At 69.6% G+C, this 26,419-nt stretch carries 28 protein-coding genes; 15 read left to right on the top strand and 13 right to left on the bottom strand.

Translation table 11 applies throughout. The features are described 5' to 3' along the window. Positions 1 to 8 precede the first annotated feature (8 nt). Positions 9 to 2,354 carry an acetamidase/formamidase family protein gene (locus A3M1_RS0107295; protein ID WP_018388300.1) on the top strand — a complete coding sequence of 782 codons (2,346 nt, stop codon included), beginning with the start codon at positions 9 to 11 and terminating at the stop codon, positions 2,352 to 2,354. A gap of 14 nt (positions 2,355 to 2,368) precedes the next feature. On the opposite strand, the gene A3M1_RS0107290 is transcribed toward A3M1_RS0107295, so the two are convergent. Further along, on the bottom strand, positions 2,369 to 2,647 hold the full coding sequence (locus A3M1_RS0107290) for a hypothetical protein (RefSeq protein ID WP_018388299.1): 279 nt from the start codon (positions 2,645 to 2,647) through the stop codon (positions 2,369 to 2,371). A gap of 401 nt (positions 2,648 to 3,048) precedes the next feature. Here A3M1_RS0107290 and A3M1_RS0107280 point away from each other — a divergent pair, with 401 nt between their 5' ends. Then, complete coding sequence (locus A3M1_RS0107280) at positions 3,049 to 3,321, top strand: hypothetical protein (protein ID WP_018388297.1); 273 nt, start codon at positions 3,049 to 3,051, stop codon at positions 3,319 to 3,321. Between the two features lie 12 nt (positions 3,322 to 3,333). Here A3M1_RS0107280 and A3M1_RS0107275 read toward each other — a convergent pair whose 3' ends face one another. The 4 genes from A3M1_RS0107275 to A3M1_RS0107260 all read right to left on the bottom strand — a co-directional run bounded on the left by A3M1_RS0107275 (position 3,334) and on the right by A3M1_RS0107260 (position 8,192). Then, positions 3,334 to 4,716 (bottom strand): NAD(P)/FAD-dependent oxidoreductase, encoded by a 1,383-nt coding sequence (locus A3M1_RS0107275; RefSeq protein ID WP_018388296.1) that lies wholly within the window; start codon positions 4,714 to 4,716, stop codon positions 3,334 to 3,336. A gap of 127 nt (positions 4,717 to 4,843) precedes the next feature. After that, entirely contained in the window at positions 4,844 to 7,171 is a 2,328-nt protein-coding gene (locus A3M1_RS0107270; protein WP_198291161.1) for a glucose/quinate/shikimate family membrane-bound PQQ-dependent dehydrogenase, read from the bottom strand. 196 nt (positions 7,172 to 7,367) lie between these two features. Continuing rightward, positions 7,368 to 7,520: a hypothetical protein gene (locus tag A3M1_RS26670; RefSeq protein ID WP_018388294.1), complete on the bottom strand. Its 153-nt coding sequence runs from the start codon at positions 7,518 to 7,520 to the stop codon at positions 7,368 to 7,370. Positions 7,521 to 7,694: 174 nt separating this feature from the next. Beyond that, positions 7,695 to 8,192, bottom strand: coding sequence for a ferritin-like domain-containing protein (locus A3M1_RS0107260; protein WP_018388293.1), 498 nt, complete (start codon positions 8,190 to 8,192; stop codon positions 7,695 to 7,697). A 170-nt stretch (positions 8,193 to 8,362) separates the two neighbouring features. Here A3M1_RS0107260 and A3M1_RS0107255 point away from each other — a divergent pair, with 170 nt between their 5' ends. Then, on the top strand, positions 8,363 to 8,764 hold the full coding sequence (locus tag A3M1_RS0107255; protein WP_018388292.1) for a DUF2177 family protein: 402 nt from the start codon (positions 8,363 to 8,365) through the stop codon (positions 8,762 to 8,764). On the opposite strand, the gene A3M1_RS0107250 is transcribed toward A3M1_RS0107255, so the two are convergent. The 4 genes from A3M1_RS0107250 to A3M1_RS0107235 are packed head-to-tail and all read right to left on the bottom strand — an operon-like array spanning position 8,742 to position 11,676. Then, on the bottom strand, positions 8,742 to 9,560 hold the full coding sequence (locus A3M1_RS0107250) for a DUF1295 domain-containing protein (protein WP_018388291.1): 819 nt from the start codon (positions 9,558 to 9,560) through the stop codon (positions 8,742 to 8,744). The genes A3M1_RS0107255 and A3M1_RS0107250 overlap by 23 nt on opposite strands. Next, a complete protein-coding gene (locus A3M1_RS0107245) occupies positions 9,557 to 10,438 on the bottom strand; it encodes an alpha/beta hydrolase (protein WP_018388290.1) in 882 nt (293 codons plus the stop codon). The genes A3M1_RS0107250 and A3M1_RS0107245 overlap by 4 nt, the downstream gene beginning before the upstream one ends. A 3-nt stretch (positions 10,439 to 10,441) precedes the next feature. Beyond that, complete coding sequence (locus A3M1_RS0107240) at positions 10,442 to 11,116, bottom strand: ChrR family anti-sigma-E factor (protein WP_018388289.1); 675 nt, start codon at positions 11,114 to 11,116, stop codon at positions 10,442 to 10,444. Further along, positions 11,113 to 11,676, bottom strand: a complete 564-nt coding sequence (locus tag A3M1_RS0107235; RefSeq protein WP_018388288.1) for a sigma-70 family RNA polymerase sigma factor — start codon at positions 11,674 to 11,676, stop codon at positions 11,113 to 11,115. The genes A3M1_RS0107240 and A3M1_RS0107235 overlap by 4 nt, the downstream gene beginning before the upstream one ends. Positions 11,677 to 11,883: 207 nt before the next feature. Between A3M1_RS0107235 and A3M1_RS0107225 the strand changes: the two genes are divergently transcribed. From A3M1_RS0107225 to A3M1_RS0107215, 3 genes are read left to right on the top strand one after another with little or no spacing between them, the layout of a single operon-like run. After that, positions 11,884 to 13,257 (top strand): NAD(P)/FAD-dependent oxidoreductase, encoded by a 1,374-nt coding sequence (locus A3M1_RS0107225; protein WP_018388286.1) that lies wholly within the window; start codon positions 11,884 to 11,886, stop codon positions 13,255 to 13,257. Continuing rightward, a complete protein-coding gene (locus tag A3M1_RS0107220; RefSeq protein WP_018388285.1) occupies positions 13,254 to 14,036 on the top strand; it encodes a DUF1365 domain-containing protein in 783 nt (260 codons plus the stop codon). The genes A3M1_RS0107225 and A3M1_RS0107220 overlap by 4 nt, the downstream gene beginning before the upstream one ends. Before the next feature lie 12 nt (positions 14,037 to 14,048). After that, a complete protein-coding gene (locus A3M1_RS0107215; RefSeq protein ID WP_018388284.1) occupies positions 14,049 to 15,302 on the top strand; it encodes a cyclopropane-fatty-acyl-phospholipid synthase family protein in 1,254 nt (417 codons plus the stop codon). A gap of 10 nt (positions 15,303 to 15,312) precedes the next feature. Here the strand turns inward: A3M1_RS0107215 and A3M1_RS0107210 are convergent, their stop codons facing one another. From A3M1_RS0107210 to A3M1_RS0107195, 4 genes are all read right to left on the bottom strand, one after another. Continuing rightward, complete coding sequence (locus tag A3M1_RS0107210) at positions 15,313 to 15,876, bottom strand: response regulator transcription factor (RefSeq protein WP_018388283.1); 564 nt, start codon at positions 15,874 to 15,876, stop codon at positions 15,313 to 15,315. Next, the gene (locus A3M1_RS0107205; RefSeq protein ID WP_018388282.1) at positions 15,873 to 17,153 is read right to left on the bottom strand and encodes an ATP-binding protein; all 1,281 of its coding nucleotides are present in this window, start codon (positions 17,151 to 17,153) and stop codon (positions 15,873 to 15,875) included. The genes A3M1_RS0107210 and A3M1_RS0107205 overlap by 4 nt, the downstream gene beginning before the upstream one ends. A 317-nt stretch (positions 17,154 to 17,470) precedes the next feature. Further along, on the bottom strand, positions 17,471 to 17,818 hold the full coding sequence (locus tag A3M1_RS0107200; protein WP_018388281.1) for a hypothetical protein: 348 nt from the start codon (positions 17,816 to 17,818) through the stop codon (positions 17,471 to 17,473). Between the two features lie 15 nt (positions 17,819 to 17,833). After that, positions 17,834 to 18,091 carry a hypothetical protein gene (locus tag A3M1_RS0107195; protein WP_018388280.1) on the bottom strand — a complete coding sequence of 86 codons (258 nt, stop codon included), beginning with the start codon at positions 18,089 to 18,091 and terminating at the stop codon, positions 17,834 to 17,836. Between the two features lie 136 nt (positions 18,092 to 18,227). On the opposite strand from A3M1_RS0107195, the gene ccoN reads away from it, so the two are divergent. Genes ccoN through A3M1_RS0107150 form a run of 9 tightly spaced genes read left to right on the top strand, consistent with a single transcriptional unit; the run spans position 18,228 to position 26,417 of the window. Further along, complete coding sequence (gene ccoN, locus A3M1_RS0107190) at positions 18,228 to 19,697, top strand: cytochrome-c oxidase, cbb3-type subunit I (RefSeq protein WP_018388279.1); 1,470 nt, start codon at positions 18,228 to 18,230, stop codon at positions 19,695 to 19,697. Positions 19,698 to 19,708: 11 nt separating this feature from the next. Beyond that, positions 19,709 to 20,446, top strand: a complete 738-nt coding sequence (gene ccoO / locus A3M1_RS0107185) for a cytochrome-c oxidase, cbb3-type subunit II (RefSeq protein WP_018388278.1) — start codon at positions 19,709 to 19,711, stop codon at positions 20,444 to 20,446. Between the two features lie 2 nt (positions 20,447 to 20,448). Next, the gene (locus A3M1_RS25830; protein ID WP_018388277.1) at positions 20,449 to 20,616 is read left to right on the top strand and encodes a cbb3-type cytochrome c oxidase subunit 3; all 168 of its coding nucleotides are present in this window, start codon (positions 20,449 to 20,451) and stop codon (positions 20,614 to 20,616) included. After that, a complete protein-coding gene (gene ccoP, locus A3M1_RS0107175; RefSeq protein ID WP_018388276.1) occupies positions 20,603 to 21,472 on the top strand; it encodes a cytochrome-c oxidase, cbb3-type subunit III in 870 nt (289 codons plus the stop codon). Before A3M1_RS25830 ends, ccoP begins: the two co-directional genes overlap by 14 nt. Next, positions 21,472 to 22,965: a 4Fe-4S dicluster domain-containing protein gene (locus tag A3M1_RS0107170; RefSeq protein ID WP_018388275.1), complete on the top strand. Its 1,494-nt coding sequence runs from the start codon at positions 21,472 to 21,474 to the stop codon at positions 22,963 to 22,965. Before ccoP ends, A3M1_RS0107170 begins: the two co-directional genes overlap by 1 nt. Next, entirely contained in the window at positions 22,962 to 23,438 is a 477-nt protein-coding gene (locus A3M1_RS0107165) for a FixH family protein (RefSeq protein WP_018388274.1), read from the top strand. Before A3M1_RS0107170 ends, A3M1_RS0107165 begins: the two co-directional genes overlap by 4 nt. Beyond that, positions 23,435 to 25,645: a cation-translocating P-type ATPase gene (locus A3M1_RS0107160; protein ID WP_018388273.1), complete on the top strand. Its 2,211-nt coding sequence runs from the start codon at positions 23,435 to 23,437 to the stop codon at positions 25,643 to 25,645. Before A3M1_RS0107165 ends, A3M1_RS0107160 begins: the two co-directional genes overlap by 4 nt. After that, positions 25,645 to 25,803 (top strand): cbb3-type cytochrome oxidase assembly protein CcoS, encoded by a 159-nt coding sequence (gene ccoS, locus A3M1_RS0107155; RefSeq protein ID WP_018388272.1) that lies wholly within the window; start codon positions 25,645 to 25,647, stop codon positions 25,801 to 25,803. The genes A3M1_RS0107160 and ccoS overlap by 1 nt, the downstream gene beginning before the upstream one ends. Next, complete coding sequence (locus A3M1_RS0107150) at positions 25,800 to 26,417, top strand: hypothetical protein (protein WP_018388271.1); 618 nt, start codon at positions 25,800 to 25,802, stop codon at positions 26,415 to 26,417. Before ccoS ends, A3M1_RS0107150 begins: the two co-directional genes overlap by 4 nt. Positions 26,418 to 26,419 lie beyond the last annotated feature (2 nt).

The following is a 26,419-nucleotide window of genomic DNA, read 5'->3' as shown; positions in this document are numbered from 1 at the left end:
CCCCCCGCATGAACCGAGCCGCCCCGATTTCGATCAACGCCTTTCCCGCCAGCAAGCAGGAAGCCGCCTGGCGCGAGACGCTGGCCGGCCTCGCATTGGTGGCGCGGATGCCAAAGGAGGCGGTGTTCCATTTCGGCGAGGTGTCGATCAAGCGGTCGCCGACCCAGGCCACCTTCGCCCTGCTGCGCTCGCGGGCGCAGGACCTCGTCCCTCTGGCCGAGGCCGAGCCGCAGATCCTGATCGGCTTCGTCAATTATGGCCGGGGCCACCTCACCGATTCCGGCCGCCGCGCGGCTGAGTTCGCCGATGGCGATCTGTGGGTCTGCGATCCGGCGACGCGCTTCTCGGTGCAGTTCCGCAACGATTTCGAGCTGCTGCTGCTGCGCCTGCCGCGCGAGAGGCTGGTGGGGCGCCTCGGCCGCGCCGCCACCGTGCCGACGCTGGTGCTGGGCGAATCGATTTCCGCGCTCGCCGCCCGGCCGATGATGCGGGCGCTGGCGGCGAACTTCGCCATGATGGAGGATGGCGACGTGATGGCGGCCGAGCCGGCCATCACCGAGTTGGTGCTCTCGGCCCTGCTGGCCGAGGCGCGGCCGGAGGAGGACACCGCCACCCAGGTGCAGGCCGCCCATTTCGCCCGCGTCTGCGGGCAGATCGAGGCGCGGCTGCGCGAGCCCGACCTCTCGGTGGCGGATATCGCCAAGGCGGAAGGGCTGTCGGCGCGTTATATTCAGCGCCTGTTCGAGGGACAGGACCGCTCCTTCTCCGACTATGTCCGCCACCGCCGGCTGGAGCAGTGCCGGCTCGATCTGGTCAATCCCCAGCACGCCGATCGCTCGATCGCCGAGATCGGCTTTCGCTGGGGCTTTGCCGACCAGGCGCATTTCAGCCGGGTGTTCAGCGCCGCCTATGCCATCTCGCCGCGCGACTACCGCAAGTCCGCCGGCTCGACCGTGGCGACCCGCTGGACGCGGGGGCGCCCGATGCACTCAGGCTCGCGCCCGGTGCGGCCCGCCCCGCCCGCCGCGACCATCGCGCCGGACGCTGCCGGGGCGGAGGCGCCTGCGCTCGCAGTCGCCGAGCGTGCGCCGACGGAGGCGCCCGGCCACCATCATCTGCCGGTCTCGCGCGACACCGTGCATTGGGGCTATCTCTCGCGCACCATCCCCCCGGTGCTGCGGGTGCGCTCGGGGGCGCGGGTCACGGTCGAAACCCTGACACAGCACGCCTCGGACGATGCCGAGCGGATGATCGAGGGCGATGCCGGCGCCGAAAGCGTGTTTCGCTGGACGCGCGACTTCAAGGCGGTGGACCGGCGCGGCGCCGGCCCGGTGAACGCCTCGATCTTCGGGCGCGGCGCGGGCGAGGGCTTCGGCGTGCACATCTGCACCGGGCCGATCTTCGTGCACGGCGCCGAGCCGGGCGATGTGCTTGAAGTGGAGATCCTCGATCTCAGCCCGCGCCCCTGCGCCAATCCGGCCTATGCGGGGCAGGCCTTCGGCTCCAATGCGGCGGCGGCCTGGGGCTTTCACCATGACGACATTCTCGACGAGCCGCGCAAGCGCGAGGTGATCACCGTCTACCGCACCGACGCGGCCGGCGAGAGCGGCTTTGCCGAGGCGGTCTATTCCTTCCGCTGGGTGCCGCAGACCGACCCGTTCGGTGTGGTCCATGAGACGATCGACTATCCCGGCGTGCCGGTCGACCATGCCCGCATCGAGAAGCGCGAGGGGGTGCTGAAGGGCGCCCGCATCCCGGTTCGCCCGCATTTCGGCTTCATCGCGGTGGCCCCGCGCGAGACCGACATCGTCGATTCCGTGCCGCCCGGCTATTTCGGCGGCAATATCGACAATTGGCGGGCGGGAAAGGGCGCGCGGGTCTATCTGCCGGTGGCGGTGCCGGGGGCGCTGCTCTCGCTCGGCGACCCGCATCTGGCGCAGGGCGATGGCGAGATCAGCGGCACGGCGCTGGAATGCTCGCTCACCGGGCAGGTGCGCCTGGTGCTGCACAAGCGCGGGGAGACGGAAAAGGTGTTTCTGAATGGGCTGGCGGCGCCGCTGATCGAGACGCCGGACGCCTGGCTGCTGCACGGCTTCAGCTACACCAACTATCTCCGGGAGCTGGGCCGCAACGCCCAGTCCGAAGTGTTCAAGCGCTCCTCGCTCAGCCGGGCGCTGCGCAGCGCCTCGCGCGCCACCCGCAACTTCCTGATGGAACGCTACGGCCTCGATGAAGACGAGGCGGTTTCGCTGATGTCGGTGGCGGTCGATTTCGGCGTCACCCAGGTCGCCGACGGCAATTGGGGCATCCATGCCCGGGTGGCGAAGGCGATCTTCGAGCCCCCGGGCGACTGACCGCGCGGCCGATTCTAGCGCTGGTTCTCCTGCGCGCGGAAGCTGGGCAGGGCGCGCAGGGCGAAGGCGGTCAGGTGCTCGGGATCGCGCAGACCGGACTTCGCCCCTTCGAGAATGGCGAAGGCCAGAAGGCTGCGAATGCCCTCGCCGATGACCAGCCGTTCGGACACCTGATCGCAGGCCCGGGCGAACACGGTGTCGAGCAGTTCCACGTCCTCGGGCTCATAGGCGGCCCCCGCGAGCGCCTCGTCGATCGCGAAAGGGCTTGTGATCTCCGAAATCTCGAAAGACATGCGCCGGCTCCTCCCATGGAGTATTGCGAAAGCGCGACGAGAACGGTCCCGTGGTCTCTCAGTCGCCAGCCTGCTTGTCTTCACCGACGATGACGAAGTGTAACATGGCGCGGCGCAACTCGGTGGGGTGGAGATACCTTCGCGCGTCGGGCGCCGCGATTGTCGCGGCCCTTCGCTCGGTGCTTCTGCGCCGCTCCCTGGCCCGCCTCGGCTATCCCATTTAGCGGGCTGGGGAACCCGGCGCCGCCGCCGGCATTGCCTGAGGCGGCGTGACGCGCGCCGCAGGGTTCCGCGCTGCGGACCCCGGCATTTCTGCCGCGAAATTGATCCACGCCGGACTCCAGGCCGTAAAATGGGGTTCGTCGGAGATCGCAAAAGACCCACCAGCGTGAGCGAGGCAAATGGTCAGGACGATCCAAGCCAAGGGATGGCTGCGCACCAGCGGTTTCGGTTCCGCCACCGCCCGCTTCGAGATCCGCTTTGAAAGCGATGGAGCGGTGGGCGAAGTGTGCTCCGAACTGGCGATGATGGCGGAGGCCCGGAGCGCCGGCCGGGCCTTGCTGGTGACCGAGGCCGGCCGGTGGATTTCCATCCGCCCCACGGACATGGCTGGAAACGTCCTGCGGTTCCAGGTGCTCGACGACGAGGCGACGCTGGCCCGCTGCTTCTCCTGAGCGCCGATGCCTTCAAGCCGGCGGGTGCAGGCTCGCGGGGTCCGGCGGCAATTCGCGCACCGGGGCGGGCTCGACATCACCGGTGATCAGCCGCGCCGCGCGCTGATAGGTCAGGTAGTTCCATAGCCAGGACATGGCGACGGTGATGCGGTTGCGCGCGCCGACCAGAAAATAGACGTGCACGATCCCCCAGAACATCCAGCCGAGGAAGCCGGTCAGCTCAAAGCGGCCCAGTTTCACCACCGCGGCGTTGCGGCCGATGGTGGCGAGGTCGCCGGCGTGGCGGTAGCGGAAGCCGGGTGAAGTGGTGCCGGCAAGGCGCGCCTCGATGACGGCGGCGACATGGTCGCCCATCTGCTTGGCGGCGGGGGCGATGCCGGGCACCGGCTTGCCCTGACGGTCGGTGATCGCGGCCGCGTCGCCGATGACAAAGATGTCCGGTTCGCCCGGCACGCTGAGATCGGGCTCGACGCGGCACCGCCCGGCGCGGTCGGTCTCCGCTCCCAGCCATTGCGCCGCCGGCGAGGCGCGCACCCCTGCCGCCCAGATCTTGGTGGCCACCGGCAGGCTCTCGCCGCCTTCCAGCGTCACATGGTCGGGGCCGATATCGATCACCGGCCGGCCGGTCAGCACCTCCACGCCCATCGCCTCCAGTCGCTCGCGCGCATGGGCGGACAGCCGTTCCGGCAAAGCGGGCAGCAGCCGCTCGCCGGCCTCGATCAAGAGAATGCGCGCGGTGCGCGGATCGACGCGCTTGAAATCGGGGGCCAGCGCATGGCGGGAAATCTCGGCGATGGAGCCGGCGAGTTCCACCCCGGTCGGCCCGCCGCCGATGATGGCGAAGCTCAGCAGCCGACGGCGGGTGTCCGGCTCGGAGGCGACCTCCGCCCGCTCGAAGGCCAAAAGGATGCGCCGGCGCAGCTGGGTGGCGTCCTCGATATTCTTCAGCCCCGGGGCGAAGCGCGCCCATTCCTCATGGCCGAAATAGGAGTGCGTCGCGCCCGTGGCCAGCACGAGGAAATCGAAGCGGATCGGCCCTTCGCTGGTGAGGATCTCGCGGCGGTCGCGGTCCACGCCTTCCGCCCGCGCCATCAGCAGGGTGATGTTGCTCTGGCGCGAGAGAATATGGCGGATCGGCCAAGCGATATCGGCCGGAGAGAGCGTGGCGGTCGCCACCTGGTAGAGCAGTGGCTGGAAGCAGTGATAATTGTGCCGGTCGATCAGCGTTACATTCACCGGCGCCCTGGCCAGCCCCCGCGCCACCTGAAGCCCGCCAAATCCCGCGCCGACGATGACGACATGGGGACGGGTGGCGGGGCCCGGCGCGCCGGGCTCCCCTTCGGTGCCGATCCGTTCGGGCGCGTGCGGCTCGTCGCGTGAATCCTCTGCGGGCATGGCATCCTCATCCCTTTGATGGCGCCCCCGCCCCCTGCGCGTCTCCCGTCCGGAGACGCATGCCAGAGTGCGCCATCCAAGCATCGGCGCCGGCCCGGGCGCAACCCCTGTAGGCCGCCGGCCCCGTTCAGCGCGGCAGCGTATAGGCGATCACATAATCGCCCGCCTTCGTGCCGATGGAGCCGTGCCCGCCGGCCACCTGCACCACGAACTGGCGCCCGCCCGCCTCATAGCTCATCGGCGTCGCCTGCCCGCCGGCCGGCAGGCGCTGCTGCCAGAGCTGGGCGCCGGTGGCGACATCATAGGCGCGGATATAGTCGTCGATGCTGGCGGCGAGGAAGGCGACGCCCGAGGCCGTGAGCAGCGGCCCGCCAATGCCCGGAACGCCCATCGGGATCGGCGGCAGCGGGAACGGCCCGGCATCGCGGATGGTGCCGTTCTTGTGCATCCAGGCCTTTGTGCCCGTTCTGAGGTCCACCCCGGCGACATAGCCCCAGGGCGGCGCCTGGCAGGGCAGGCCGAGCGGCGAGACGAAGGGGGCCATCCGCACGCCATATTTGCCGCCGGCATTGACGTTCAGCCCGGCCTCGCCGGCATTCACCTGTTCGTCGGCGGAAATCTCGTCGGACGGCACCAGCTGCGAGGTGAAGGCGAGATAGGTCGGCATGCCGAACATTACCTGCCGCACCGGATCGACCGCCACCGAGCCCCAGTTGAAGGTGCCGAAATTGCCGGGATAGACCAGCGTGCCCTGCAGCGAGGGCGGGGTGTAGCGGCCCTCATAGCGCAGCTGGCGGAACATGATCCGGCAGGCGAGCTGGTCGAGCAGGCTCGCCCCCCACATGTCCTTCTCGCGCAGCGGCTCGGGCGCGAAGCTCAGCGCCGAGACCGGCTGGGTCGGCGCGGTCCAGTCGTCCTCGACGGCGCCACCGGGCGCGGGCACCTCGCTCACCGGGAGAATCGGCTGGCCGCTGCGACGGTCGAGCACATAGATGTCGCCCTGCTTGGTCGCCTGCACCAGCGCCGGTGTGGTGCCTTGAGCGGTGGCGAGGTCGACCAGCACCGGCTGCGCCGGCACGTCCATGTCCCAGAGGTCGTGATGCACGGTCTGGAACACCCAGCGCACCGCGCCGCTGGCGATGTCGAGCGCGACAACCGAGGAAGAGAAGCGCTCCACTGCCGGGCTGCGATGCCCGCCAAACTGGTCCGGCGTCGCATTGCCGAGCGGGATGTAGACGAGGCCGAGGGCGGGGTCGGCGCTGAACACCGACCAGCTATTGGGCGAGTTGGCGGTGTAGGTCTCGTCCGGGCCGAGCGGGGTGGTGCGGTCCGGATTGCCGGAATCCCACGCCCAGAGCAGTTCGCCGGTCAGCGCGTCATAGGCGCGGATGACGCCAGAGGGCGATTCCATGTCGTAATTGTCGTTGACCGAGCCGCCGATGATGAGGCGATCATTCACAATGGTCGGCGGCGAGGTGGAGTAATAGAAGCCGCTCTGCTGGTGGGGCATGTTGGCCCACAGATTCACCGTGCCCTTGTCGCCGAAGCCCGGGCAGGTGGCGCCCGTCAGCGCATCCAGCGCGATCAGCCTTGCGTCCGAGGTCGGCAGATAAACCCGCGCCGTGCAGGCCGGGGCCGCCGCCACGTCGGTCTCGATCACGCTGGCATCGCGATAATAGGAAAGGCCGCGGCAGGTCTGGTGCTGCCGGTTGGGGTCGAGCCCGTCATTGGCATCGAAGCGCCAGCGCTCTTCGCCGGTCTCGGCGTCGAGGGCGATGGCGATATGGTGCGGGGTGCAGAGGTAGAGCAGATTGCCGATCTTGAGCGGCGTCACCTGATAGGTGGTTTCGGTCACATCCTCCGGCCCCCTGATGTCGCCGGTGCGGTAGGTCCAGGCGACTTCCATCCCGCCGACATTGCCCGGCGTCACCTGCGCCAGCGGCGTGTAGCGCTGGCCGGAAAGAGTGCGCCCATAATGATGCCACTCGCCATCGGGCACCTCGCCGTCGGCAACCGTCGCCCCGCCGGTCTGCGCCTGCAACTGGCCCTCAATGACATGCGGGTCGCGCAGCAGCGCCGTGCCGGCGACGCCGATGCAGATCAGCACCGTGGCGGCGAGGGTGATCCGCGCCCCGTCCCAGCGGCGCAGGCCGCCCACCGCCCACGGCGTCAGCAGCCACAGGCCGAGCAGCACCACCAGCCCGCCGCGCGTGGCCAACGGCCACCAGTCGAAGCCGACCTCCCACAGCGCCCAGCCCAGCGTCGCCGCCAGCACGGCCGCGAACACCAGCCGTGCCGCCGGCTGCGCCCGTCCCACCAGCGCCGCGCAGACCAGCAGGCCGAGGCCGAGCGCCGCATAGAACCAGCTGCCGCCAAGGGTCACGAGCCAGATGCCGCCGCCGGCAAGAAAAAGCGCGACAAGCGCGATCAGGATCGCCGTGGCCAAGGTGGGGATGGGGAAGCGCATGAGCAGCCTTTCGGTCCAGAGGTGCGGCGCGTGGCGCCGACCCGGAACGGAAAGGAGCGGCCGGAGCCGTCGCCGACGCGACGTCCCGACGCCGGGGAACCAGCGCGTGCTTGGGATTAACCGGCAAGCAGGCAAAGCGTTCCCAAAAACGGGCACGCCGCCACGCCAATCGCGCCGGCCCGCGTCAGGCGGCGTTGATCGTGATCGTGTGAGGCGGGTTGCCCTGGCTGCTGCGCGGGTTCTCGTCCTCCAGTACGAAGAAGGAACTCACGAACCAGATCACGGCGATCAGCGCGATGAGGCCGAGTGCGAGGCGCAGGGTGTTGCGCGATAGCATGGGAGTCTCCAGAGTTTCAGGCCGAGGCCGTGGGCCCCGGCGTTGATCATTTGCCGGCTTACGACCGGTTGACCTCGATGGCTCGCCCTGTCGGGGCGCCGGGCCTCGCCTGTCTTGCCGTCAGGACGCGCAGGAGGCGCCGGCACCGCCGACGCCCCTTGCCGCCTGGCCGCCTTACGCGGCCTTGAGGGCCTTCTGGTTGGCGACCTGGTCGGCCAGCGTGGTGAGGGCGTCGTCGGTCATCGACTCTTCCTTCAGCGTGGCGTCCAGCAGCTTGACGGCTTCCTTCATGCCGAGCACCTGCGCCCAGCGCTTCAGCGTGCCATAGCGGCTGATCTCATAGTGCTCCACCGCCTGGGCGGCGGCGGCGAGGCCGGCGTCGAGCGCGGGCTGGCCCTTGAATTCCTCGAGGATTTCCTCACCCTCTTCAAGGATGCCCTCAATGGCGGCGCAGGTCTTGCCCTGCGGGCGCTTGCCGATCAGCTCGAACACCTGCTGCAGGCGCTCGATCTGGCCTTCGGTCTCGTCGCGGTGCTTCTCGAAGGCCGCCTTGAGTTCCGGCGACTGCGCGCCGCGCGCCATTTTCGGCAGCGCCTTCAGGATCTTGCGCTCGGCGTAATAGATGTCTTTCAGGGTTTCATGAAACAGGGTTTCAAGGTTCTTTTCGGCCATGTCGGTCTCCAAAGCGTGATGTCCCCAAGCCTCGCGCCGACAACACAGGCTGTGACCGCTTCGTTCCCGCCTGCGCAGCCAGCTTTTTACTTGGATGGCGGGGAACTGATCCGGGCGGCGCGGCGCGCCGTACCCGCCTTAACAACCGTCACCGCTCCAGAGGCGCGCACATGCAGTTCATCGTCGCTTACGCATCGACCGGGCTTGTCTTCCTCGCGCTCGACGCGCTCTGGCTCGGCTTCATGGCGAGCCGCGTCTACCGGCCGCTGATCGGCGATCTGATGGCGGAGCAGCCGAACTGGCCGCCGGCGGTGCTGTTCTATCTGCTCTATGTCACCGGCGTGGTGGTGTTCGCCGTGCAGCCGGCGCTGGCCTCGGGCCGCTGGACCACGGCGCTGATGCTCGGTGCCTTTCTCGGCCTTATCGCCTACGGCACCTATGACCTCACCAACCATGCGACGCTGCGCAACTGGCCGGCGGCGATGACGGCGATCGATCTCGCCTGGGGAACCTTTGCGACCGCCATGGCCGCGACGGCCGGCATGCTGATCACCCGCGCCGTGACCCATTAGCGGAACGGCCCGGCCAGCCAGGCCAGAAGGCGTTGACGCGGCGCTGATAGGCGCGGAATGCCTCGCCCCGCGAGCGCAGCATATGCGCTTCCGTCGGCGGAATGCCTGAGGCGTGCACCAGCAGCACATACATCAGCGCGGGGGCGAGCAAGGCGGCGAGCCCCGGCAGATAGGCGAGCGAGAGCGCGATGGCGGGATAGGCGGTCCAGCCGAGCCACTCGAAGAAGTAATTGGGGTGGCGCGTCAGGCCCCATAGCCCGGCATCGCAGACCCGCCCGCGATTGTCCGGGTCGGCGCGAAAGCGCGACAGCTGGCGGTCGGCGATCGCGGCGCCGGCTACCGCACTGAGGAACAGCGCCACTCCCAGCCCATCGCCCATCCGCCAGAACGGCAGCGGATTATGCGCCGCCGCCGCCACGGCGACGACCAGCACCAGCCCGGCCAACGCCTGCACCTGCAGGAACAGGAACAGCCTCGTTGAGGCCGCCGCGCCCCATTGCCGGCGCAGATCGGCATAGCGCGGATCGTCATGGCCCTTCAGCGTGCGCTGCAGGATATGCGTGCCCAGCCGGGCCGACCACAGCGCGACCAGCGCGGCGACAAGAAACTGGCGCGGTGCCCAGGGCTCGCCGCCCAGCGGCAGCAGCGCCGCCGCCACCCCGGCGGCGCCGGTGGCGTAGGACCACACCGTATCCACCCAGCCATGATTGCCGCTGCGCTCGGCCACCCACCACGCCCCTGCCATGGCGAGGCAGAGGCCGAGCGTGAGCGCGGCGAGGGAGGCGAGCAGCGTCATCGGCCCGCGTCCGGCGCGGTCACGCGCCCAATGAAGCCGGTCACATCGTCCAGCACGGGGGCGATGAGGCGCAGCGGCGGGGAGAACGCCCCGAGGATCAGCCGGTGGTCGGCCCGGTCATAGACCTTGAGGCTCGCCGTGCCGCCCTCCGCTTGGATGCGCTCGGCGAGGCGCACGCTGTTGCCGGGCTCGACCGTGGTGTCGCGGGCGCCGGTGGCGAGGAAGGCGGGCGGCGCCTCGCCGGTGACGAAGTTGATCGGCTGGCTGCGCCCGCGCCCGGCCTTTGGGCCGAAGATCTCTTTCAGCTTGGCGCTTTTCAGCGGCAGGAAATCATAAGGCCCGGCGAGGCCCACCAGCCCGGCCACGTCGCGCCTGGGGTCGAGCCGCACCGCGCCCAGCCATTGCGGGTCGAAGGCCAGCAGGGCGGCGATCTGCGCGCCGGCGGAATGGCCCATGAGCACGAGGCGGGAAGGGTCGCCGCCATAGGTGGCGGCATTGTCGCGCGCCCAGCGCACGGCCCGCGCGCCATCCTGCACAAAGACTGGAAAGCGCACCTGCGGATAGAGCCGGTAGTCGGCGATGATGACGACCATGCCCCGGCTGGCCAGCGCCGCGCCGACAAAGCGGTACATGGCCCGCTCGCCGGAATCCCAGCTGCCGCCATAGAAGAACACCACCACAGGCCGGCCCTGCGCGGCGCCTGATGTCGGCGCGTAGACATCGAGCCGGTGCCGGGGCCCGTCGGCATAAGCGAGGTTTTCGCTCACGCGCACCGGCTCCAGCCGCGACAGCGCGTTCAGCACGGCGGTCGGGCCTTCCGCGGCGCGGGCCACGCCCGTGCTCAGCAAAGCGAGGGCGATGAGCAGCGCCGCGCGCATCCCCTAGATCCGGACGAAGGGCTGCACCAGCCGGCCGAAGAATCCGTTCAGCCGCATGCTGCCCTCCAGCGCGGCGAGGCAGATGCACTCGCCCTCGGGGTCGACGATCGGCTGGTGCTCGATCTCCTGGTCCATCTCGCTGAGGTCGCCGGGTCCGTAGCGGCCATAGCCGTCGGAGAAGGAGCCGGAAATCACCTGGGTGAACTCGGTGCCGACATGGCCGTGCTCGGGCAGCTTGCGTCCGGGCCCGACGCGCAGCAGCGTCAGCCGCGCCTGCCGGTCTTCCGGCAGCCTCACCGTGCTCGCCCGCACGCCAAGCCCGACCCAGCGCCAGGGGCCGATCTCGCAGTCGCGCAGCGCGGCGGGCAGGGGCACGCCGCCGGGCAGGGACGCCGGGGTGGCTGGCTTCGTGCGGGCGCGCGCGAGCGGCGGCGCGGCGGCATCATCCGGTTGCGCGTCGATGGCGCGCAGCGCGGCGGCAAAGGCGTCCGGCGCCATCGGCGCAAGTGGCATCGCCTCCAGCAGTGCCCCGCCCACCGCCTCGAATTCGGCGAGCCGGGACCGGCAGCAGGGGCAGGTGCCGAGATGGACCGCGAGCACCCGCGCCGGCCCGGCCGGCAGCTGCCCGGCGGCGTAGCGCATCAGCGTTTCGTCGGTCGCGTGATGGCGGATCGTCATGAGTGGCCTTCCAGCAGAACGCGCAGCCGCCCGAGGGCAAGGCGCACGCGGGATTTGACGGTGCCCAGCGGCAGGCCGAGCTCACGGGCGATTTCCGAATGCGCCTTCTCGCTGAAGAAGGAGAGGCGAAGCACGGTGGCCTGTTCGGCGGAGAGGGTCTTCAGCGCCTCGCGCACCCGCGCCTCGCGCTCCGCCGTAAGCAGCAGCGTCTCCCCCGAGGGCGCGGTCTCGACCTCGCCCTGCTCGTCCTCGCTGGCGGCGGCGGTTCGGATCCGCCTGAGATGGTCGATCCGCAGATTGCGGGCGATGGTGAAGATCCACGTCGCCGCGCCGGCCCGCGTGGGATCGAAATAAGACGCCTTGCGCCAGACCGAGAGCATCACCTCCTGGGCGATCTCCTCCGCCGTATTGGGCGGCAGGCCGGATTTGCGCAGAAAGGCATTCAGGCGCGGGGCGAAATAGCTGTAGAGACGCGCATAGGCCTGGCGGTCGCGCTCGGTGGCGACCAGGCCGATCAGCCGCGCCAGCTCCGCACCGTCCGGCACGCCATCATCTTTCATAAGTCGCGTCACCTCCGGCCTCCGCCGCAGGGGCAGGCAAGCATGTGGCTCTGCGGTTCGGGCATGTTCGAGCGAGGCATTCATGAACCCTTCTACGCGCCGGCTCTGCCGCTGGATCATTCCGCCCGTGAGTGATCCAGCGCGGAGCCGGTGGCGTACACAGTAAACAAGCTTCGCTCCCCGCTCCACCGTCCGGATTCGCGCTCCATGAACATTCGTCAGGACATCGTGCCCGGCCCGGCACTGTCGATCGCCGTCATCGGCGCCGGCATTTCCGGCCTGTCCGCCGCCTGGCTGCTCGCCAAGCGCCACGATGTGACGCTGTTCGAGGCCGAGGCCCGGCTCGGCGGTCATTCCAACACGGTGGAGGCGCAGGGCGTTGCGGTCGATACCGGCTTCATCGTCTATAATGAGAAGACCTATCCCAACCTCACCGCGCTGTTCGCCCATCTCGATGTGGCAACAAACGCCTCGGAAATGTCGTTCGCGGTGTCGCTGGACGGCGGCCGGCTGGAATATTCCGGCTCGGGGCTGCGCGGCCTGTTCGCCCAGCCCCGGAATCTGGCCTCGCCCCGTTTCGGCTCGATGCTGGCCGATCTGCTGCGCTTCTACCGCAACGCGCCGCGCGATCTCGCCACCATGGGCAGCCAGAGCCTCGACGCCTATCTCGACGCCCACCGTTATGGCGCGGCGTTCCGGCACGATCACCTCTACCCGATGGCGGCGGCGATCTGGTCGACGCCGGCCGCCGATGTCGGCCGCTACCCGGTCGCGGCCTTTGTGCGCTTTTGCGCCAATCACGGCCTGCTCCAGCTGACCGACCGCCCGGTCTGGCGCACCGTGACGGGCGGCAGCCGCTGCTATGTCGCCCGGCTGCGCAAGGCTTTCGCCGGCCGCATTGTCGCTGGCGGCCCGGTGCGTGCGGTGCGGCGGGGGGCCAGCGGCGTGAGCGTCACCGATGCGTCCGGCGATACGCGGCGTTTCGACCATGTGGTCCTCGCCACCCATGCCGATCAGGCCCTCGCCCTGCTGGACGGGCCGACCGACCGTGAGCGGGACCTGCTCGGCGCCTTCCGCTACAGCCGCAACGAGGCGGTGCTGCATGCCGATAACAGGCTAATGCCGCGTCGCCGGGCGGCTTGGGCGGCGTGGAACTATCTGGCCGACCGCCGCGCCGACCCGAAGCTGTGCGTCACCTATTGGATGAACCGCCTGCAGGCGATCCCCGAGAGCAACCCGCTCTTCGTCACGCTCAACCCGGTGGAGCCGCCTGCGGAGGACAAGGTGTTCTACCGCGCCTCCTATGAGCACCCGCTGTTCGACAGCGGCGCGATGGCGGCGCAGGAGCGCCTGTGGTCGCTGCAGGGCGAGGGCGGGCTGTGGTACTGTGGCGCCTATTTCGGAGCCGGCTTCCACGAGGACGGGCTGCAGGCCGGGCTCGCGGTGGCCGAGGCTCTGGGCGGAGTACGGCGTCCATGGACGGTGGCGAACGAATCCGGCCGCATCGTGTTGCCGCCCCACCACCCGGCGGCGCGGATGCGCGACCGCGCCGGGACGGCCGGGCCGGAGCTGGTGGCATGAGCGAGGCCTCGGCGCTCTATGCCGGCGAGGTGATGCATGTGCGGCTGAAGCCGCGCCGCCACCGGCTGGCCTATCGCCTGTTCTCGCTGCTGCTCGACCTCGACGAGATCGCCGGGCTGGACGAAAGGCTGCGCCTGTTCTCGCGCAACCGCTTCAACGTGTTCAGCTTCCATGACCGCGACTATGCCGATCCCGATGCCGGCCCGCTGAAGGTGCAGGTCGAGCGCCTGCTCGCCGCCGCCGGGCTGGCCCCCGATGGCGGGGCGATCCGGCTGCTCACCCTGCCGCGCCTGTTCGGCTACGCCTTCAACCCGCTGAGCGTGTATTTCTGCCATCGCCGCGACGGCTCGCTCATCGCGCTGCTCTATGAGGTGAACAACACCTTCGGCCAGCGCCATTCCTACCTGATCCCGGTCGGCGCGGGCGAGGTCGCTCCCTTGCGGCACAAGGCGGAAAAGCGGTTCTATGTCTCGCCCTTCATGGATATGGGCCTGACCTATTCCTTCCGCATCACCCCGCCCGGCGAGGGCCTGCGCATCGCCATTCTCGCCAGCGACGCGGACGGGCCGGTGCTGAGCGCGGTGCAGACCGCCCGGCGCCGCCCGCTGAATGATCGCCAGCTTTTGCGGGTGATGCTGAGCTATCCGCTGTTGACGCTGAAAGTGATCGCCGGAATCCATTGGGAAGCGTTGTGGATATGGGCCAAGGGCATGCGCCTGCGCCCGCGTCCGCAGGCGCCGGACTCCCCTGTCAGCATTTCGCCCGCGCACCGACCCTGAGGAAAGAGCCGTATGCCGCGTGACGCCGATACCCTCGCCCATCTCCCCACCGATGTGTCCGGCACGCTCGACGCGCCGGCCGCGCGCGGGCGCAGCCACAGCTGGCGCGAGGCCGTGCTGGCGCGGCTGCTGCGCCAGCTGGCGGTGGGCAGCCTCATCGTGGTGACGCCGGAGGGCCAGCGACTCATCGGGCGCGGGGGGCATCCGGGGCCGGAGGCGACGCTGGTGCTGCACCGCTGGCGCGCGCTGCGCCGGCTGATCACCGGCGGCGACATCGCCTTTTCCGATGCCTTCATCGCCGGCGACTGGTCGAGCCCGGACCTGCCCGCTCTCATCGAGCTGGCTGCCCACAACCTGCCGGTTCTCGCCGGCCGCATCGACGCGCTACCGCCAGTGCGGCTGTGGAACCGGCTGCGGCACGGGCTGCGCCGCAACTCCCGCACCGGCAGCCGCCGCAACATCGCGTTCCACTACGATCTCGGCAATGAGTTCTACCGGGCGTGGCTCGACGCCAGCATGAGCTATTCCTCCGCCATCGGCATCGCACCCGGCCAGACGCTGGAGGCGGCGCAGCAGGCCCGCCTCGCCCGCATCGTCGAGATGCTGGAGGTTCACCCCGGCCAGAGCGTGCTGGAGATTGGCTGCGGCTGGGGCGCGCTCGCCGCCGCGCTGGCGCGGGCGGGGGCGGATGTCACCGGCATCACCCTGTCGCGCGAGCAGCTCGCCTATGCCCAGGCGACCCTCGCCGCCGATCCCGCCCTTGAGGCGCGCACCGAGCTGCGGCTGCAGGATTATCGCGACGTCGCCGAGCGCTATGACCGCGTCGTCTCCATCGAGATGATGGAGGCGGTGGGCGAGGCTTATTGGCCGACCTATTTCGCCAAGCTGCGCGCCTGCCTGAACGAGGGCGGCACGGCGGTGCTGCAGGTCATCACCATCGCCGAGGATCGTTTCGAGTCCTACCGGCGCAACACCGATTTCATCCAGCGCCACATCTTCCCCGGCGGCATGCTGCCGACCAAGACGCATATTGCCGATCACGCGCGGGCGGCGGGGCTGGAACTGGTGGAGACCCAGTGCTTCGGCGAGGGCTATGCGCAGACGCTCAGTGCGTGGCGCGCCCGCTTCCTCGGCGCCTGGCCGCAGATCGAGACGCTCGGCTTCGACACCGATTTCCGTCGCCTGTGGGAGTATTACCTCGCCTATTGCGAAGGCGGCTTCCGCGCCGGCGCCATCGATGTCGGGCTCTATCGCCTGAAGGGGTGAGCGCGCGCGCTCACTTTACCTGCCGCTTCTCCAGCTTGCGCGCCAGCGTGCGACGGTGCATGCCGAGCCGCCGCGCGGTCTCGGAAATGTTGAACTCGGTCTCCACCAGCGTCTCGTGGATGCGCTCCCATTCGAGGTTCTTCAGCGAGGTGGGGCGCCCGTCCAGCGGCACCGAGACGTCCCCCTCCAGCCTCTCGAACGCCTTCTCGATGTCGTCGGCATTGGCGGGCTTGGGCAGATAGTGGCAGGCGCCGAGCTTGATCGCCTCCACCGCGGTGGCGATGCTGGCGAAGCCGGTGAGCACGACGATCCGCATGCCGGGGTCATGGGCGTGCAGCGCCTTGACGCAATCGAGGCCGGATTGCCCGGCGAGCTTGAGGTCGACCACGGCATAGGCCGGGCGCAGATGCGCCAGCAGCTCCGCCACCTCGTCCAGCCCGGCGCAGCTCGTCACCTCATAGCCGCGCCGCTCGAAGGAGCGCTTCAGCGTGCGGGCGAAGATGGCGTCATCCTCGACGATCAGCAGCGGGCCGGCAGGCGCGGCCTCGTTCGTGATAGGCGGCGCCTCGTTCACGGCGTGCCTCCCGAAAGCCCGGCCAGCGGCAGGGTCAGCCGCACCCGGGCGCCGCCCTCGGCCCGGCGTCCCGCCTCCAGCGCGCCACCCAGCCGGCGCAGCACGTTGACGACCAGGAACAGGCCGAGCCCGGCCCCGGCGCGGGCCTTGGTGGAGCGGTAGGGCGTGCCCGGTGCCGCCGCGATGTCGGGCGGAAAGCCGGGGCCGCGATCCGCCACTTCAAGGCACAGCGTGTCGCCTTCGCGCCGCGCCACCAGCCCGACCCAGGCGGGCGAAGCCTCCAGCGCATTGTCCAGCACGTTGACGATCACCTGCTTGAGCGCGAGATCGGAAATGACGGGCTCGTCCGGCGCGAAGGCGTTGTCATAGTCGAAGGCGGTGGGCGCCCGCAGCGCCCGCCAGTCCGCCACTGCCTCGTCGAGAAAGGCGCGCACGCTGGTGCGGATGGTGCCCTCCCCGCGCGCCTCGCCGGAGGAGAGCAGGATGCCGGTGACGATGGATTTGCAGCGCGCGAGCTGCGCCTGCATGTCCGCCAGATCCTGCGTCAGTTCGCTGTTGCGCGCCAGCGCCGGCATCTTCTCCCAGTCATTGAGAATGACTGAGAGGGTGGAGAGCGGCGTGCCGAGTTCATGCGCCGCGCCGGAGGCCAGCAGCCCCATGCGCACCACATGCTCCTCCTCCGCCGATTGCTGGCGCAGTTCGGCCAGCCGGGCGTCGCGATGGCGCAGATTGGCGTTGATGCGGGTGATGAACGCCACCAGCAGGCAGGCCGACAGCAGGAAGCAGATAAACATGCCCTGTATGTGCAGGTTCCAGAACCCGCCCATATGGCTGTGCGGCATCAGCATGTCGCGGTGGAACACGGTGAGGCCGACGAAACAGGCGCTGGTGATCGCCACCAGCGTCCACACCGACCAGGCCTCCAGCAGGATGGCGCCGAGGATCACCTGCAGCAGGAACAGCGTGATGAACGGGTTCAGTGCCCCGCCGCTGAGATAGAGCTGCACGGTGAGCGCGCCGACATCCAGCAGCATTTCGAGGAACAGCTCGGTGTTCGTCACCCGCTCGCGGTGGCGGTAGCGCAGCAGGCTGACGAGATTGAGCCCGACCAGGAAGGCGATCACCGCCAGCATCTCGAACAGCGGTAGGGCGATCGCCAGCTCGGCATGCACGAACCAGATGGTGACAAGCTGGCCGATCGCCGCGATCCAGCGCAGCTGGATCAGCAGCAGCAGGTTTTTCCTGTCGCTTGTGTCGCCGGTCGAATCCGAAGCCAATCCCTGACGCCTCCCGCCGCGCCGACGGGCTTCCCGCAGCCCTTCCCGATGGTCCGCAACACGCGGCGCGCGGCACAGATCTACCCGCCTGCCGCTTCTAGGGCGAGCGCGCCTTGCGGCCGATTGGGCATTCTGTCCAAGGGCGCCCCCCACGACCCACTGTTAAGTAGTTCTACGAAACCAACCGACGCGCTTGTCCTATGGGCGGCGCGGCAGAGACCTCGTGTGCCGCCAGGGCGCAAGTCTGAGGAACGCTGATGTATTGCCTTCCCACTGGCACCATGAATACGCTTTCGGGCGCGGATTCGCACCCTCCGTTACAGGCGCGGGTCGCGGCGTTTTCTGTGTTCGGCGGCGTCGCTGCGGGGCTGGACCCGCGCCAGTGCCGGAATCATCTGGGCGGTGCGCGCCCGGGCCCGGCGTCCCTTGCCGGGGGTCTGCTCGTCCTCGCTCAGCAGCATGATGGCGAAGCCCATCTGCACGCTGCCGAAGGTGATGCCCACGGCGCAGGTCAGCACGATCAACGCGATCAGGCCGGAGGAGGACTGCGTCATCAGCGTGCCGAGCCGCGCCACGTCCAGCAGCACCAGCGTGCCGACGAACAGTGCGCCGAGGCCGACGCCGATCAGGGCGTGACGCATCAGGAAGCGAACAAGGTGGGGCATGGCGGCTTTCCCCTTTCAGGAGCGGGCCGGCGGCCGGCGCATCAGCTGGATCGCCTCGGCCGCGCACATGGCGCCAGCATAGACCGCGAGCAGCGCGGTGAAAATGGCGAAGCCCATGTCTCCCGCCGCCGCGAAGCCGGCCAGCGCGAGCAGAGCGAGGGCGCCATGGCCAAGCCCGATCGCCCAGCCCACCTTCTCGCTGCGCGGGCCCATGGCGAGATAGGCGCCTGTTATGACGGCGAGGGCGATCAGGATGAAATGGGTCGTGGTCACGCTAAGTCTCCCGTAGAGTCGAATATTGATTTCATAATGCGCAGTAGTGATAAACATCGTCAATATATCGCAGCTCACAAATCAAATAAAATAATCGACACTATAAGTAAGAGCGCGTTGCGAGGTGGTTGCTGACATGGACGCGGCCGTCACCTGGGCGCACGCCGCCCGCTCGCACGCCATTCCGGGGTATAACGAGGCCATCATCCGCCGCTTTACCGTGGCGACGGTGATCTGGGCGCTGTTCGGCTTTTCCGCCGGGGTGATCGTCGCGGCGCAGCTGGCCTATCCGCAGCTCAATCTCGGCGAGTACTTCACCTTCGGCCGGCTGCGGCCGGTGCACACCTCAGGCGTCGTCTTCGCCTTTGGCGGCAATGCGCTGATCGCCACCTCGCTCTATGTGGTGCAGCGCACCTGCCAAATCGGGCTGTGGGGCGGGCCGCGCCTCGCCAATTTCCTGTTCTGGGGCTACCAGGCGTTTCTGGTCATCGCGCTGTCCGGCTATGTCATGGGCATCACCCAGAGCCGGGAATATGCCGAGCCGGAATGGTATGCCGACCTGTGGCTGGCGGTGGTGTGGCTCACCTATCTCGCCATCTTCGTCGGCACGCTGGTGCGCCGGCGCGAGCCGCACATCTATGTCGCCAACTGGTTCTTCCTCGCCTTCATCATCACCGTCACCGTGCTGCACGTCGTCAACAATCTGGCGATGCCGGTCTCCTTTGTCGGCGCCAAGAGCTACTCGGCCTTTTCCGGCGTGCAGGACGCGATGGTGCAGTGGTGGTACGGCCACAACATCGTCGGCTTCTTCCTCACAGCCGGCTTCATCGGCATCATGTATTATTTCGTGCCGAAGCAGGCGGAACGGCCGATCTATTCCTACCGGCTGTCCATCGTGCATTTCTGGGCGCTGATCTTCCTCTATATCTGGGCCGGCCCGCATCACCTGCACTACACCTCGCTGCCGGACTGGACGCAGACGCTCGGCATGGCGTTCTCGATCATGCTGTGGATGCCCTCCTGGGGCGGCATGATCAACGGCATCATGACGCTCTCGGGCGCGTGGGGGAAACTGCGCACCGACCCGATCCTGCGCTTCCTGGTGGTGGCGGTGGCGTTCTACGGCATGGCGACCTTCGAGGGGCCGCTGATGGCGCTGAAATCGGTCAATTCGCTCAGCCACTACACCGACTGGACGGTCGGCCATGTCCATTCCGGCGCGCTGGGCTGGGTCGCCTTCATCTGCTTCGGCGCGCTCTATTACATGGTGCCGCGGCTCTGGCGGCGCCCGCTCTGGTCGCACCGGCTGGTGGAATGGCACTTCTGGATCGCCTCCATCGCCATCGTTCTCTACATCACCGCCATGTGGGTCGCCGGCATCGCCCAGGGGCTGATGTGGCGCGCCTATGACGCCTTCGGCTTCCTGCAATATTCCTTCGCCGACAGCGTCGCCATGCTGCACCCCTATTACGTGATCCGCCTGATCGGCGGGGTGCTCTACCTCACCGGCGGCGTGCTGATGGCGGTGAATTTCGCCATGACGCTGCGCCAGCCCGTCCCCTCCCGCGCGCCGCAGGCCGCGCCGGCGCCGGCGCCGGCGTCGTGAGGGAGGCGGAGATGGCATCGAACGCCGAAAACCCCACCGGCCACGCCCTCATCGAGCGCTCCACCACGCTGCTCTTCGTGCTGACGCTGCTGGTCGTTCTCATTGGCGGGCTGGTGGAGATCGTGCCGCTGTTCAAGCTGGAGACCACGGTGCAGCCGGTCGCCGGCATGCGGCCCTATTCGCCGCTCGAACAGATCGGCCGCAATGTCTACACCCGCGAGGGCTGCTACACCTGCCATAGCCAGCAGATCCGCCCGTTCCGCGACGAGGTGGAGCGCTACGGGCATTACTCGGTCGCGGCCGAGAGCATGTATGACCACCCCTTCCTCTGGGGCTCCAAGCGCACCGGGCCGGACCTCGCCCGCGTCGGCTCGAAATACTCCAACGCCTGGCATCTCGCCCATATGGTCGACCCGCGCAGCGTGGTGCCGGTGTCGATCATGCCGGCCTATGCCTTCCTGAAGCACCGCGACATCGACGTCGAGGGCTTCGGCGCGCATATGCGGGCGCTGCGCGATGTCGGCGTGCCCTATTCCGACACGATGATCGCGCAGGCGGCCGCCGATATCCGAGCCCAGGCGAGCGGGGAGGAGACGGAGGGTCTGCTCGCCCGCTACCCCAAGGCGAAGACCGGCGATTTCGACGGCCAGCCCGGCCGCGTCACCGAGATGGACGCGCTGATCGCCTATCTGCAGGTGCTGGGCACGCTGGCGGAGCTCGCGCCGCCCATAAGCGGGGAGGGCTCCTGACCATGCCCGAGGCCCTTCTCGTTTTCGCGCTGAAATACTGGCTGGTCGCTGCCGTGCTGCTGTTCTTCGGCATTCTTGCGCAGGTGTTCCGGCCCGGCAGCCGCGCGCAGATGGACCGCCACGCGCGCATTCCCTTCGCCTTCGAGGAGAACCGCGATGGCCGCGCCTGAACGCGATCCCCTCACCGGCTACTCCACCACCGGCCATGAATGGGACGGCATCAAGGAACTCACCACCCCCATCCCGCACTGGTGGGTCACGGTGTTCCTCGGCTCGTGCTTGGTGGCCCTTCTCTACATGTGGCTGTTTCCCTCCTTCGCGACGACAACAGGCGTGTTCAAGGGCACGCTGGGCTGGACCAGCGAGGGCCAGCTCGCCGAGGAGATGGCGGCCGGGCGCGCCGCGCAGGCGGAATGGCGGCGCCAACTCGCCGACACGCCGCTGGACGAGGTCGAGCGCCAGCCGGATCTGCGCCGCTTCGCCATTGCCGGCGGGCGCGCCGCCTTCAACGAGAACTGCGCGCCCTGCCATGGCGTCGGTGCCGGCGGCCAGATCGGCCAGTTCCCGGCGCTGGTCGACGATGACTGGCTGTGGGGCGGCTCGCTGGCCGCGATCCAGCAGACCGTGCGCTTCGGCATCCGCTCCGGCCATGAGGAAACGCGCGACAGCATGATGCCGGCCTTTGGCGAGATGCTGTCCGCCGGCGAGATCGATTCCATTGCCGACTATGTACTCACCCTTTCCGATCCCTCGGCGGCGGCGTCCCGCGCGCGCCTGCCGGGGGCGGAGCTGTACGCGGCCAATTGCTCGGCCTGCCACGGCGCGGCGGGCGAGGGCGGCCGTGATTTCGGCGCGCCGCGTCTTGATGATGCGATCTGGCTCTATGGTGGCAGCAAGCAGGCGATCCGGCAGCAGATCGCCACGCCGCGCATGGGGATGATGCCGGCCTTTGCCGGCAAGCTGGACGACGACACGCTCCGCATGCTGGCGCTCTATGTCCATTCGCTGGGCGGAGGAGAACGCTGATGCCGGCGACCACGCTGCAAGGTCTTGCCCCGTCCCGCGCCATCGCCCGGCCGGACATTCCCCATGCGGTGCGCGGCCGCTTCCGCCGCATCAAGACCGCGCTCACCGGCCTGATGCTCGGCCTCTACTTCCTCACGCCGTGGCTGCGCTGGGAGCGCGGCGAGGGGCTGCCGGGGCAGGCGGTGCTGTTCGATCTGCCGGGCCGACGGCTACTGGTGTTCGGGCTGGAATTCTGGCCGCAGGATCTGCCGATCGCGGTGGGCATGCTGGTCTTCGGCGCCATGGCGCTGTTCTTCGCCACCACGCTGGCCGGGCGGGTCTGGTGCGGCTTTGCCTGCCCGCAGACCGTGTGGTCGGACCTGTTCTTCGCCGTTGACCGGCTGATCGTCCGCCTTGTCGGCAAGGGGGCAAGCGAGCGTCGGCTACGCACCTTGGCGTGGGTTCTGCTGGCCTTGGCCACCGGGGTCGGCTTCACCGCCTATTTCATCGATGCGCCGTCCCTGCCCGGCCTTCTGCTCACGGGGCAGGCTCCTGCCATCGCCTATGCCACGGTGCTTGTTCTCACCGGCACCACCTGGCTGCTCGCCGCCTATGCCCGCGAGCGCGTGTGCCTGCACATGTGCCCGTGGCCGCGCTTCCAGGCGGCGCTGCTCGACCGGCAGAGCCTCGTCGTCACCTATCAGGATGGGCGCGGCGAGCCGCGCGGGCGCCGGCGCACGCCGCTGCGCCCCGATCTTGCGCAGCCCGCTCCCGCCGCTCCCGCCGCTCCCGCCCTGATGGGGCTGGTGGCACAGGCGGTGGCCTTTTCCGCGCCGGCACCTTCCCCCTCGCTGCGTGGCGACTGCATCGACTGCACGCGCTGCGTCACCGTCTGCCCCACCGGCGTCGACATCAGGCGCGGCCTGCAGATGGGTTGCATCGGCTGCGGCCTGTGCATCGACGCCTGCAATGAGGTGATGGTGAAGCTCGACCGGCCGGAAGGGCTGATCCGCTTCGATGTGGAAAGCGCGCCGCGCCGCTCCTTCCTCGCGCCGCCCCGTGTCGACTGGCTGCGCCCGAAGGCGCTGGCGTTCGGGCTTGCCGCGCTGCTGGCGCTCGGCTTTTCCGGCTATGGCATGGCGACGCTGGCGCAGGTGAGCGTGCATGTGGAGCCGCAGCGCAACCCGCCTTTCGTCCAGCTCTCGGATGGCAGCGTGCGCAATGACTACGCGCTGCGCCTCGCCCATCGCCGCGCCGGGCTGGCGCGGGTGGTGCTCCATGCCGAGGGGCTGGAGGGGGCCCTTCTGCGCCTTGGCACGCAGGACCTGCCGGCCGCCGACGTGGTGCGCGTCGCCATCGGTTCGGATCGCACCCTCGACGAGCGGCTGCTCGTGGTGCTGCCGGCTAGGGCGGCGCCGTCCGGCCGGCGGGATGTCACGGTGGTGGTGAGCGAGGCGGACACCGGCGAGGAACTGGCGCGGATCCCCACCTATTTCTGGGGGCCGGAACGGTGAGCCGCGCCGATACCCCGCACGACCTACGGCGCGATTTGTGGATTCCGGCCGGCTTCGTGCTGTTCTTCATCGCGCTGGCCGGGCTCCAGCTCTGGTTCGTGCTGCTGGCCAACCGCAGCTTTTCCGGCCTCGTCACCGATCCGAAACCGGCCTCCGGCGTGCACGCGGCGGTGCATGCGCCGGACTGGTCGGCGCGGCTCACCTTCGCGCCCGACACCCCGCTCGCCGGCACGCTTTCCGTGGAATTGAAGGGGGCGGACGGCGCGCCGCTGACCCCCGATCGCCTCATCGCCACGGCCGAGCGCGCCACCCGCTTTCCCCAGCTTCTGCCCATCGCCTTCCAGGTGGTCGGCCCCGGCCGGTTCGAGGCGCCGCTTCGCCTGCCGCTGGCCGGCGACTGGGCGGTGCGGCTCACCCTGACGCGGGCCGGCGCGACCTCCGAGCGCATCGAGACGCTGGAGGTGGCGCCGTGAGCCTCGCCTATGCCCATGGCGCCGCACCCGCCGACGCCGAAAGCCCGCGCTCGGTCCGCGGCTTCGTCGAGAGCGAGGGCGAGACAAGGCGGCTGCACCTGCTGGTGGAGGGCGCCCATTGCGCCGCCTGCATTGGCGCCATTGAGGGCCGGCTGACCCAAGACCCCCGCGTCACCGGCGCCCGGCTCAACCTCGCTCTGCGCCGCCTCAGCGTCGAATGGCAGGGCGAGGCGCGCCATGCCGATGCGCTGGCCGGGGCGGTGGAAGCGCTCGGCTACAAGGTGGCGCCGTTCGACCCCGCCCATCTCGCCCGGCTCGACGCCGACACCGGCCGCGACTGGCTGCGCGCGCTCGCCATCTCAGCCTTCGCCTCCTCCAATGTGATGATGCTCTCGCTCGCCGTCTGGGCCGGGCAGGCGCAGGACATGGCGCCGGGCACGCAGGCGCTGTTCCAGTGGCTCGCCGCGCTCGTCACCGTGCCGGCGGTGGCGGTCGCCGGGCGCCCCTTCTTCCGCTCGGCGCTGCGGGCGGTGCGGGCGGGGCGCAGCAACATCGATGTGCCCATCGCGCTGAGCCTCCTGCTCACCGTCCTCATCAGCCTGATCGAACTCGCCCGTCAGGGCCGCGATGTCTATTTCGACAGCGCCACCGCGCTGCTCTTCGTGCTGCTGGTGGGGCGCACTCTCGATTTCCGCGTCCGCGCCCGCTCCCGCGGCGCGGTCGAGCGCCTCCTGATGCTGAAGGCGCAGGGCGCGGCGGTGTGCCGGGAGGATGGCAGCGTCGAGGTGCTGCCGGCCTCCGCGATTTGCGCCGGCATGGTGGTGCTGGTGCGCGCCGGCGAGCGCGTGCCGGTCGATGGCACTGTCATTGAAGGCAAAACCGAACTCGATGTGGCCATCGTCACCGGCGAGAGCCGGCCGCAGGCGGTGGCCCCGGGCGCGCTGGTGCTGGCCGGCAGCGTCGCCCTCACCGGCCCGCTGCGCCTGCGCGCCAGCGCCGGCGTCGAGGACAGCCATCTCGCCGACATCGCCCGGCTGGTCGAGCGGGCGGAGCGCACGCGCGGCCCCGGTGTCGTGCTGGCCGACCGGGTGGCGCGGATCTGGACGCCTGTTATCCACGGCGTGGCGCTGGCGACGCTCTGCGGCTGGTGGCTTTTTACCGAGTCCGGCCTCGCCGTGGCGCTGCTCCATGCGGTGAGCGTGCTCATCATCGCCTGCCCCTGCGCCATCGGGCTCGCAGTGCCGGCGGTGCAGGTGGTGGCGACCGGCGCGCTGCTCAAGCGCGGCATCCTGCTGCGCGCTGGCGACGCGCTGGAGCGGCTGGCGCGGATCGACCTCGTCGCCTTCGACAAGACCGGCACGCTGACCTCAGGCGTGCCCCGCATCACGCACTGGCCCGAGGATGCCCACGCGATCCCCCTCGCCGCCGCGCTGGCGGCTGGCAGCCGGCATCCCGTGGCGCGGGCGCTGCATGCGGCGCATCCCGCCGCCATCCCGCTGGAGAATGTCGAGGACGTGCCGGGCGAAGGGCTGCGCGCGCCCTGTGACGGCGGCGAAATCCGCCTTGGCCGCGCGGCGTTCTGCGGGCTGGCGCCGTCCCTGTCGGGCGAGAGCGAGGTCTGGCTCGTCCGGCCCGGCCATCCCCCCGCGCGCTTTGCCTTTGAGGACATGCCGCGCCCCGAGGCCGCGCGCGTCGCCGCCGCCTTCGCCGCTGCCGGCCTGCAGATGGCGATCCTCTCCGGCGACCGGCCCGAAGCGGTGGCCCGCCTTGCCGCCGCGCTCCACGTGGCGGATTGGCAGGGCGATCTTCGCCCGCGCGACAAGCTGGCCCGGCTGGAAGCGTGGCGGCGGCAGGGGCGGCGCGTACTGATGGTCGGCGACGGGCTGAACGATGCCCCCGCGCTGGCCGGCGCCCATGTGTCGGCCAGCTTCACCCATGGCGCGCCGGCCAGCCAGAGCGCCGCCGACATCGTGCTGCCTTCCGGCGACCTCGCCGCGCTTCCCCATGCATGGCGAGCGGCACGGCGGGCGCGGGCCATCATCGTGCAGAATCTGGTGCTGGCCGCGCTCTACAATATCGCGCTCATCCCGGTGGCGGTGCTGGGGCTGGTGACGCCGCTCGGTGCTGCCATCGCCATGGCGGCGTCCTCGCTCACCGTCACGCTCAACGCCCTGCGCGCCGGCGCCCCCGATGCGGGGCGCCTCTGATGGATGTGCTGCTGTTTCTCGTCCCCATCGCCCTCGCGCTCGGCACGCTCGGCCTCGCCGCGTTCTTCTGGACGCTGCGCGCCGGCCAGTATGACGATCTCGACGGCGCCGCCGCCCGTGTCCTGCTCGACGATGATTCCCCGGAGGCCGCCCCATGAACGCGATGACGCCCCTCAAGCTCGACATCTCCCCCCTGCCTGCGCGCCCCGTCGATATGCCGCGCGCGCTGCCCTTCCTCCTGAACGTGCTGCTCGCCTCGGCGCTCGGCGGTTCTCTCGCCGGCCTGGCCGGCGCGCTGGCGGGGGCGGGGACGATGTTTGCCCTGCTCGGATTTTTCTTCCTGGCGCCGGGCATCGCGCGGGCGCGGCTTGCGCTGATGCGCGCGGCATCAAGCCTGTGGGTGCTCCTCCGCCCGCTGGTCGGCCTCGTGCTGCTGCCGCCCGCCGCGCTGTTGGCGATCACGGCCAGCCTGCTGCTGTTCGCCTGGGACCGCACGCTGGGAAGGCTGAAGCTTTCGGGATTTCCCGTCACCCCGTCGCCATGGCGTGCGCTCATCGCCCTGCGGGATCTGCTGCTGGGACTGCTGGCGGCGGAAAACCTGCCGATGACGGCGGTCAACGCGCTGCTGCTGTTGGTGCTGGGCTGCGTCGCCATCGGCATTCAGGTGGCGTTCTATACCGCGCTGGCCGCCGTGCCGGTGCTGATCTGCGTGCTGATGATGCTGGCGGTGGAATCCAGCCGCGAGCCGGAAGACGGCCCCACTGAGGGCTGAGC

The organism is Ancylobacter sp. FA202 (assembly GCF_000380205.1).
In the GTDB taxonomy this organism is placed as follows: Bacteria; Pseudomonadota; Alphaproteobacteria; order Rhizobiales; family Xanthobacteraceae; genus Ancylobacter.
This window is presented reverse-complemented; position numbering and strand designations above follow the sequence as displayed.